Below are 9,057 nucleotides of genomic sequence, written 5' to 3'. Positions count from 1 at the left end.
ACTCGATGTTCGACCTCGCCCGCGGCTACGCCGAGCGCGCCATGAGCGCGTACGTCGAGCTGCAGGAGGCCGAGTTCGCCGCCGAAGCGAACGGCTACACCGCCACGCGCCACCAGCGCGAGGCGGGTACCGGCTACTTCGACGTCGTCTCGACCGCGCTCAACCCCGACAGCGCCACCCTCGCCCTGGCCGGCTCCACCGAGACGGCCCAGTTCCACTGACCCCCGTCTCCCTCTCCCGCCCCGCGCCGCCCCGCAGAACCTCGTCGCACTTATCGCGGACCTCGTCCCCCTTTCGGCCGGTTGGGCCACCCCCGGCCAGCCATAAGCGGGACAAGGTTCGCGGGGCGACGGGCATAGCGCGACACAGACAGAAAGCCACGACCATGACCCTCATCACCTCTCCCCCGCCCACCACCGCGACCCCGCCGAGCGGCAGCCGCACCGACGCCGAAGGATCCCGGATGCCGAGCACCCCGGCATCCGCCCCGCACCTGCGCCTCGAGCGCCCCCTCGAAGGACGCGACGGCGAGATCCTCACCCCGGCCGCGATCGCCTTCCTCACCGAGTTGCACGACCGCTTCGCGCGGCGCCGGCACGACCGGCTCGCCGCCCGCGAACGGCGGCGCTTCGAGATCGGCACGGGCGACGACCCGCACTTCCGCGCCGACACCGCGCACATCCGCGACGACCCGTCGTGGCGCGTGGCGGGTGCGGGCCCTGGCCTCGAGGACCGCCGCGTCGAGATCACCGGACCCACCGACCCCAAGATGACCATCAACGCGCTGAACTCCGGTGCGCGCGTCTGGCTCGCCGACCAGGAGGATGCCACCAGCCCCACCTGGCGCAACGTCATCGGCGGGCAGCTCTCGCTGTTCGACGCGATCCGCGGGCAGCTGTCGTTCACAAGCCCCGAGGGCAAGCGCTACGAGGTCACCGCCGAGCGCACGCCCACGATCGTGATGCGCCCGCGCGGCTGGCACCTGCCCGAGAAGCACGTGACGTTCATCGATCGCGCGGGACGCGAGCTGGCGGCATCCGGTTCCCTCGTCGACTACGGGCTCTACGTCTTCCACAACGCGCACGCCCTGATCGCGGCGGGTCGGGGGCCGTACTTCTACCTGCCGAAGATCGAGTCCGCCGAAGAGGCGCGACTGTGGGACGACGTGTTCTCGTTCACCGAGGAACGCCTCGGCCTCGCGCACGGCACGATCCGCGCCACCGTGCTGATCGAGACCCTGCCCGCGGCGTTCGAGATGGAGGAGATCCTCTTCGCCCTGCGCGACCACTGCGCGGGTCTGAACGCCGGCCGCTGGGACTACATCTTCTCGATCATCAAGACCTATCGCGGCCGCGGGGCGCGGTTCGTCCTCCCCGACCGCAGCGAGGTCACGATGACCGTGCCGTTCATGCGGGCCTACACCGAGCTGCTCGTGCAGACCTGCCACAAGCGGGGCGCGTACGCGATCGGCGGCATGAGCGCCTTCATCCCCAACCGCCGCAAGCCCGAGGTGACCGAGGCCGCGTTCGAGAAGGTCGCCGCCGACAAGAGGCGCGAGGCCGGAGACGGCTTCGACGGCACGTGGGTGGCCCACCCCGACCTCATCCCGGTGGCACGCGCCGAGTTCGACGCGGTGCTCGGCGACCGCGAGAACCAGCTCGAGCGCACCCGCGACGAGGTGTCGATCGACCCCCGCCAGCTGCTCGACGTGCGCATCGGCCTGCCGGTGACCACGGCGGGCGTGCGCGGGAACGTGTCGGTGGCCATCCGCTACCTCGAGGCGTGGCTGCGGGGACTGGGCGCCGTCGCGATCGACGACCTCATGGAGGACGCGGCGACCGCCGAGATCTCGCGCTCGCAGATCTGGCAGTGGATCCACCAGGACCGCGAGACCGCCGAGGGCACCGCGATCACGCGTCCGTTCGTCGAGGGCCTGGTCGACGACGTCCTCGCCGAGACCCCGCGCTTCGACGGCGACCGCTTCGACGACGCGGCCGAAGTGTTCCGCGAGGTGGCGCTGCGTCCGGAGTTCCCGGCGTTCCTGACGCTGCCGGCGTACGCGAAGTACCTGGACTGACCAGATGCCGAGAGGGCCGGGGCCACGAGCCCCGGCCCTCTCGCGTGTCTCGGCGACGGGCGCCTACTGCCGGCCGGGGTCCACGGGGGCGAAGGGCCGCAGGCTCTCGCGAGAGGTGAGCTTGGATGCCGCGAGCGAACCCGCCACGGCGAGGAAGAGCGGCAGCAGCAGCTCGAAGCCGGTGTCGGTGAACTCGATGATGAGGGCGATCGCCGTGAACGGCGCCCGCATGTTGGATGCCAGGAACGCCCCCGCCGCGACGATCGCGAGCGCCGTGCCGTCGGCTCCGGGCCAGACGAACGCCCACCCGGCCGCCGCCGCCGCACCGAGCGCCGCGCCGATCGCGACCGAGGGCTGCAGCGTCCCGCCGATCGCGCCGGAACCCAGCGACAGCGCGGTCGCGGCGTACTTCAACACGGCGAGCGCGAGCAGCAGCAGCGCCGGCTGCGACAGATCGAACCCGGCCGTGGCCAGGGCCCGGCCGTTGCCGAGGATGAGCGGGAAGGCCGCCCCCACGGCACCCACCGCCGTGAACGTCAACGGCAGCACGACCAGCAGCTTCCACCCCTCGGGACGGAAGCGCGCGAGCTTCTTCGTCACCGCGGCGAAGCTCGTGGCGCCCCACCCCATCAGCGGGCCGATGAGGATCGCGGCGACGATCAGAGACGCGTTGACCTCGAGCGACCCGACCGCGTACAGCGAACCGTCGCCCACGAGCGGACGGGCCACCAGGGTCGCGATCGTGCTGACGCTCAACGCCACCACCGCCGCTCCCACGCTGAACTGCGCGAGGAGGATCTCGACGGCGAACAGGGCCCCGGCCAGCGGCACGTTGTAGACCGCGGCGAGCCCCGCGCCCGCGGCCGAGGCGATCAGGATGCGGCACCACCGCGCGTCGAGCCCGAACCAGCGCACGACCTTCGAACTCGCCATCGCCGAGAGCTCGCGCGGGGCGACCTCCTTGCCGATCGAGGCGCCCATCGCGACCGAACCCACCTGCAGCACGGTGTCGGCGAGCGTCTCCCACCACGGCATCCGGGCCCCGTCGACGCCCTGCTCGACCGTGGCGATCTTCCGCCCGAACCGGCGCAGCAGGTACCAGCCGAGAGCGGCGACCACGCCCGCGCCACCCACCGTGACGATGGGCAGCCACCACCGCTCCGGGTAGGCCAGACCGTCGAGGAACGGCCCCTCCTCGTGCCCCCAGACGAGGTGCTCGAGGCTGTGCACGATCCACACCAGCAGCAGCACGGCCAGACCCGTCGTCACACCGACGAGGAGGGTGGCGATCCCCAGACGGACGAGAGCGGCGAATCCCCGACGTCGCGAGCGCAGCGGGGTGGCGGTCTGAGCGGTCACCCCGCCACGCTAATGGACCCGTGTTTCGTGTTTCGTCCGCCGCGAGCCCGCGTCCCCCACCGCTCACCGCTCCTCGCGACGTCCGGGGCCCGTCGCCCCCGCCCGTCATGACCCTCGGCGGAAAAGCCCGGGAACACTAGGCTCGGAACCGTGACTTCCCGCGCCCCGCTCTCCCGCAAGCTGTCCGCCATCGCCGAGTCCGCGACCCTCAAGGTCGACGCCAAGGCCAAGGCCCTCCAGGCCGCCGGCCGGCCCGTCATCTCCTACGCGGCCGGCGAGCCCGATTTCGCCACCCCCTCGTTCATCGTGGATGCCGCAGCGAAGGCGCTGCAGGATCCCAAGAACTACCGCTACACCCCCGCCGCGGGCCTGCCCGTGCTGCGCGAGGCGATCGCCGCCAAGACGCTGCGCGACTCCGGTCTCGAGGTCGCGCCCTCGCAGGTCATCGTCACCAACGGCGGCAAGCAGTCGGTGTACCAGGCGTTCCAGACCGTGGTGAACCCCGGCGACGAGGTGCTGCTGCCCGCGCCGTACTGGACCACGTACCCCGAGGCGATCGCCCTCGCCGATGGGACGCCCGTCGAGGTGTTCGCCGGCGCCGACCAGGACTACAAGGTCACCGTCGCCCAGCTCGAGGCCGCCCGCACCGACAAGACCACCGTGCTCGTCTTCGTGTCGCCGTCGAACCCGACCGGCTCGGTCTACACGCCCGAAGAGACCGCCGAGATCGGACGCTGGGCGCTCGAGCACGGCATCTGGGTCATCACCGACGAGATCTACCAGAACCTCACCTACGAGGGTGCGCGCGCCGTCTCGATCGTCGAGGCCGTGCCCGAGCTCGCCGGGCAGACCATCCTCGTCAACGGCGTCGCGAAGACCTACGCCATGACCGGATGGCGCGTGGGCTGGATGGTGGGACCGGCGGATGCCATCAAGCTCGCCGGCAACCTGCAGTCGCACCTGACGAGCAACGTCAACAACGTCGCGCAGCTCGCCGCCGCCGAAGCGCTGAACGGCCCGCAGGACGAGGCCGAGCAGTTCCGCCTGGCCTTCGACCGCCGCCGGAAGCTGATCGTGTCGGAGCTGTCGAAGATCGACGGCGTCGAGGTGCCCAACCCGCTCGGCGCGTTCTACGTCTACCCCGACGTGCAGGGCCTGTTGGGCCGCTCGTGGGGCGGCGTCACCCCGACCACGTCGCTGGAGCTGGCCGACCTCATCCTCGAGCAGGCCGAGGTCGCCGTGGTCCCCGGCGAGGCCTTCGGCCCGAGCGGCTACCTGCGCCTGTCGTACGCCCTGGGCGACGACCAGCTCCTCGAGGGCATCCAGCGCCTCCAGCGCTTGTTCTCGTAACCCCCCACCCCTCCCTCCCTCCCGCCCTCCCCCCCCTCCCTCCCCCTCCCTCTCCCGCGTGAGGGGTCAATTCCTGTCGCTTGAGTCCGTCGCAAGCGACAGAAACTGACCCCTCACGCGCGGGGGCGAGGGGCCGCGGGGGCGAGGGGGTGTGGAGAGAATCCGGGGAGGGGCGGGGAGAGTCGGCAAGATGAAGGATGCCGTCCAGCCCCGCATCCCGCGCTCGCTCTGCCGCGTTCACGATCGCCGAAGGGCGCTCGGACGGGCTGTCTCCGAGCACGTTGCGCTCTCGCGCGTGGAGCAGTCCCCACCGCGGCGTCCGCGTGCTGGCCGGAAGCGTCGACGACCGTGGGCGCATCGCCGCTCTCCTACGCGCCCTACCCGAGGGGGCATTCTGCTGCGGCCCGACGGCAGCGGTGTTCCTCGGCCTCCCTCTGCCGCGCCGACTGGAGGCGCCGGCGCTGCAGACCCCGTTCATCGCGGTGCCACGCGACCACGTGCGCATCCGTCGAGAAGGAGTGGTCGGGCGCCGTCTGAACGTCGAAGAAGGCGACCTCGTCGACGTCGATGGCGTGAGGTGCACGTCATTCGTGCGAACGTGGGCCGATCTCGCCGGATCGCTCACCGTGACGGAGCTGACCGTGATCACCGATCGGCTGCTGTCGCGACGGCATCCGCTCTCCACCCGCACTGAGCTCGAGGCCGTTCACCGTCGCCAGCTGGGCGGACGGGGTTCCCCAGCCCGGCGTCGGTCTCTCGACCTCGCGAGCGACGGATCGGAATCGCCGAGGGAATCGGAGCTCCGCGTTCTGCTGGTGATGGCTGGTCTTCCCGCGCCGGAATGCAACGTGGAGATCTTCGACGGACGACGATTCGTGGCGCGGGTAGACATGCTCTATCGCGACGCGCGTGTGATCATCGAGGACGACGGCGACTACCACCGCGACCCGCGCCAGTGGAGTAAGGATCAGGCGCGACGCGCAGAACTCGAGTCACTCGGGTACCGCGTCACGGTGGTCACGGCCCGCGACTTCGACACCCCCGACGTTCTCGTCGCCCGCATCCGCCGCCTCCTCTCCCCCCGAGCACGCGCGTGAGGGGTCAAAAAGTGTCGCTTCATCGACGCTGAAGCGACAAGGACTGACCCCTTACGCGCCTAAAGCTCGACGTTGACCAGGACGGGCTCGGGCTGCAGCAACAGGCCGAACTCGGACTGCACGCGCTGCTGCACGAAGCGGGCGAGTTGGGCGATCTCGGCGGCGGTCGCCTCGCCCCGGTTCGTGAGCGCGAGGGTGTGCTTGGTCGACAGCCCGGCGCGCGAGCGCGGGAAGCGGAACCCGCGCGACAGACCCGCGTTCTCGATGAGCCAGGCGGCGCTCACCTTGACCTCGCGCCGCTCGACCGGAGGCGGGGGCAGGATGCCGTCGAACGCGGCGAGCGGAATGACGGTCACCGGGTCGATCTCGGGCGCCATCGGCCATTTCGGACACGCCTCGGGAAGGGTGCGTGCGAAGGACTCCGACACGATCGCGTTCTGGAAGAACGACCCGGCGCTCCAGGTGTCGGGGTCCTCGGCGTCGAGCACCATGCCCTTGCGCGCGCGGGTGGCGAGCACGTGCTCGCGGATCCACCGCAGAGAGACCGCCTCGTCGGCATCCAATCCGAGAGCTCCGCGCAGCTGCGCACCGGCGATCGGACGCGCGTCGTCGCCGACGCGTTCGAGCTCGAACGTCGCCGACAGGATCACCGCGGGACGCTCGGGGACCGAGCCGTAGTGGTGTTTGAACACCGAGGTGCGAAAACCCAGACCCAGTTCCGCGGCGGGAACCGTCGACACCTCGCCGGTCGACTCGTCGAGCAGCTCGACCTCGACGAGGGTCTGCACGACCTCCTGGCCGTAGGCGCCGACGTTCTGCACGGGAGCCGCACCCACGGTTCCCGGGATGCCGGACATCGCCTCGACGCCGGCATAGCCGCGCGCGACGGTCTCGGCGACGAACGCGTCCCAGTCGTGCCCGGCCTGCACGCGCAGCCGAACGGTGTCGGGCCGCGAGCCGGGGAGTTCGTCGATGCCGGTGGTTCGCACGAGGATGACCGTGCCGTCGAACGGCTCGTCGCCGACGAAGAGGTTCGATCCCCCGCCCAGCACGAACCACGCGCCGCCCTCGGCCCAGACCTCGCGGACGGCGGCGACCAGTTCGTCGGTCGTCGTCGCCTCGACGAGACGGGCGGGCTGACCGCCGGTGCGCAGCGTCGTCAGTCGCGCGAGCGGAACGGCATCGACCTCGGGCATCAGCGCACCCGCACCCGCACCTGCGCCTTGCCGAGAACGGTGGTCTCGGCGAACGTCACGGTGAGGTCGATGCGGGCGGTCTCGTCGTCGACGGCGCCGACCTTCGCGCTCACGTGCAGGTCGGCCCCGGCGTCAGGATCGACCACGACGGGACGCGTGAAGCGGACGCCGTACTCGAGGATCCGGCCGGAGTCGCCCAGCGCCTCGCCGAGGGTGCCGACGGCGATGCCCATCGTGAGCATGCCGTGGGCGAGGACGCCCGGCAGTCCGACGGCCGCAGCGATGTCGTCGCGGTAGTGGATGGGGTTGAAGTCGCCCGACGCCCCGGCGTAGCGCACGAGGGATTCGCGCGTCAGGTGAACCGAACGCTCGGCGACGACCTCGCCGACGGTGAAGGTGCTCATGCTCCGGCCTCCCCGGCGAGCAGAACGCTCGTGGTCGTGACGACGTGGGCGCCGTCGGCATCCACGATCTCGGCTTCGCTGGTGATCATGGCGTTGCCGCCCATCGAACGGATGCCGGTGACCGACAGCGTCGCAACCAGCTCGTCGCCCGCGACGATGGGGCGGCTGTAGCGGAATCGCTGTTCAGCGTGCACCAGACGGGACAACTCGATGCCGGAGTCGGGGTCGCCGAGCAGCTGCTGGAGCGTGAGGTCCTGCACGACCATCGCGAAGGTCGGCGGGGCCACGACGTCGGCGTAGCCGAGCGCGCGGGCGGCCTCGGGGTCGCTGTGCTGCGGAGCGTCGGCGAAGACCGCGCGGGCGAACTCGCGCACCTTCTCTCGGCCGACCAGGTAAGGAGCGGTCGGCGGGAAGGCACGACCGACGAGTTCGGGGTTCACGGGCACCGGGTCAGTCTACCGAGCGGTCCCGCGCGCGCTGCGGCTCCGACGCTCCCGCCGCCGTGGCCCCGGTGCGGGCGCCGGCCTCAGCGCTGGTGACGGCCGCGCACCGCCTTCACCGCGATCTGCGAGGCGATGAAGACGAGGAAGATCGAGAAGAGCACGTTGGCCACGAACGGGTCGACGGCCTTGGCGATCTGCGCACCGAGCGCGGTCGTCGCGCACGCGGCGACGCCGACGCACAGCGCCGCCGGCAGGTCGACGTTCGACCGCCGCAGGTTGCCGACGGTGCCCGACACCGCCGTCGGGATCATCATCAGCAGAGACGTGCCCTTCGCGATGAGGTCGCTCGTGCCGAACAGCAGCAGCAGGGCCGGGACGACGATGATGCCGCCCCCGACACCGAGGAGTCCGGCGAGGATGCCGGTGATCACGCCGAGCAGCGCCAGCCCGGGTCCGGTGATCCAGGTGAGTTCGAGCTCGGCGTCCCGCGAGGGGATGACGAAGTACAGGCTCACGATCACCGCGACGAGGAAGACCACGAACGACCAGCGCAACGCCGTCTGCGAGAGCTTGGGCAGCAGCCACGTGCCGATCTGCGCACCGCCGACGGCCCCGGCCGCGAGGATGAGCGCCGGGAACCACGCGACGTGCCCGTCGACGGCGTAGGTGATGACCCCGACGGATGCCGTGGGCACGATCGCCGCGAGCGAGGTCCCCGCCGCGAGGCGCTGGTCGTATCCCCGCAGCAGCACGAGCAGGGGCACGATGACGGTGCCGCCGCCGACCCCGAAGAGCCCGGACATGAGCCCGGCCAGCAGGCCGACCGCGATGCACACCAGGTACAGACGAGCGGAGCGGGTCGGGCGGCCGGTCACGGCGGGGCGGGTCTTGGAAGGCACGACGCTCAGTCTCCCACCGCGACCGGCCGATCGACGACCCGCCCGCGGGGCGATATCGGGGGAAAAGAAAGCGGCCCCCGGTGGTCCGAAGCCGCGTCCACCGGGGGCCGTCGCCCTCACAGGTCAAGCAGGACGGTGACCCGAACACCGGACTGCGACCACTCGCGTGAGGGTGCGACGAGAGAAACGATATGCACCCCGCCGCCCCGCCCAGGACCGGTTGACACTGATA

At 71.2% G+C, this 9,057-nt stretch carries 8 protein-coding genes and 1 pseudogene; 4 read left to right on the top strand and 5 right to left on the bottom strand.

Features of this window, described 5'->3' with window-relative positions; all coding sequences use genetic code 11:
- Both QZ433_RS01135 and aceB read left to right on the top strand, forming a co-directional pair.
- A pseudogene (locus tag QZ433_RS01135) lies at positions 1 to 221 on the top strand (isocitrate lyase); the annotation flags it as partial.
- Positions 222 to 385: 164 nt separating this feature from the next.
- On the top strand, positions 386 to 2,077 hold the full coding sequence (gene aceB / locus QZ433_RS01130) for a malate synthase A (RefSeq protein WP_295779612.1): 1,692 nt from the start codon (positions 386 to 388) through the stop codon (positions 2,075 to 2,077).
- Between the two features lie 63 nt (positions 2,078 to 2,140).
- Here the strand turns inward: aceB and QZ433_RS01125 are convergent, their stop codons facing one another.
- Positions 2,141 to 3,436: a chloride channel protein gene (locus QZ433_RS01125; protein WP_295779611.1), complete on the bottom strand. Its 1,296-nt coding sequence runs from the start codon at positions 3,434 to 3,436 to the stop codon at positions 2,141 to 2,143.
- Between the two features lie 150 nt (positions 3,437 to 3,586).
- Here QZ433_RS01125 and QZ433_RS01120 point away from each other — a divergent pair, with 150 nt between their 5' ends.
- Together QZ433_RS01120 and QZ433_RS01115 are read left to right on the top strand one after the other, a co-directional pair.
- Entirely contained in the window at positions 3,587 to 4,786 is a 1,200-nt protein-coding gene (locus tag QZ433_RS01120; protein WP_295779610.1) for a pyridoxal phosphate-dependent aminotransferase, read from the top strand.
- 197 nt (positions 4,787 to 4,983) lie between these two features.
- Positions 4,984 to 5,883, top strand: coding sequence for a DUF559 domain-containing protein (locus QZ433_RS01115; protein WP_295779609.1), 900 nt, complete (start codon positions 4,984 to 4,986; stop codon positions 5,881 to 5,883).
- Positions 5,884 to 5,942: 59 nt separating this feature from the next.
- Here the strand turns inward: QZ433_RS01115 and QZ433_RS01110 are convergent, their stop codons facing one another.
- The 4 genes from QZ433_RS01110 to QZ433_RS01095 all read right to left on the bottom strand — a co-directional run bounded on the left by QZ433_RS01110 (position 5,943) and on the right by QZ433_RS01095 (position 8,801).
- The gene (locus QZ433_RS01110; protein WP_295779608.1) at positions 5,943 to 7,079 is read right to left on the bottom strand and encodes a UDP-N-acetylmuramate dehydrogenase; all 1,137 of its coding nucleotides are present in this window, start codon (positions 7,077 to 7,079) and stop codon (positions 5,943 to 5,945) included.
- Positions 7,079 to 7,483, bottom strand: coding sequence for a MaoC/PaaZ C-terminal domain-containing protein (locus QZ433_RS01105; protein ID WP_295779607.1), 405 nt, complete (start codon positions 7,481 to 7,483; stop codon positions 7,079 to 7,081). Before QZ433_RS01105 ends, QZ433_RS01110 begins: the two co-directional genes overlap by 1 nt.
- Positions 7,480 to 7,929: a MaoC family dehydratase N-terminal domain-containing protein gene (locus tag QZ433_RS01100; RefSeq protein ID WP_295779606.1), complete on the bottom strand. Its 450-nt coding sequence runs from the start codon at positions 7,927 to 7,929 to the stop codon at positions 7,480 to 7,482. Before QZ433_RS01100 ends, QZ433_RS01105 begins: the two co-directional genes overlap by 4 nt.
- Positions 7,930 to 8,009: 80 nt before the next feature.
- Positions 8,010 to 8,801, bottom strand: coding sequence for a sulfite exporter TauE/SafE family protein (locus tag QZ433_RS01095; protein WP_295779613.1), 792 nt, complete (start codon positions 8,799 to 8,801; stop codon positions 8,010 to 8,012).
- Positions 8,802 to 9,057 lie beyond the last annotated feature (256 nt).

Origin of the sequence: uncultured Microbacterium sp., assembly GCF_913776565.1 — a bacterium.
Classification (GTDB): domain Bacteria; phylum Actinomycetota; class Actinomycetes; order Actinomycetales; family Microbacteriaceae; genus Microbacterium.
The sequence above is the reverse complement of the archived record's forward strand: the minus strand, read 5'-3'. Positions and strand labels throughout refer to the sequence as shown.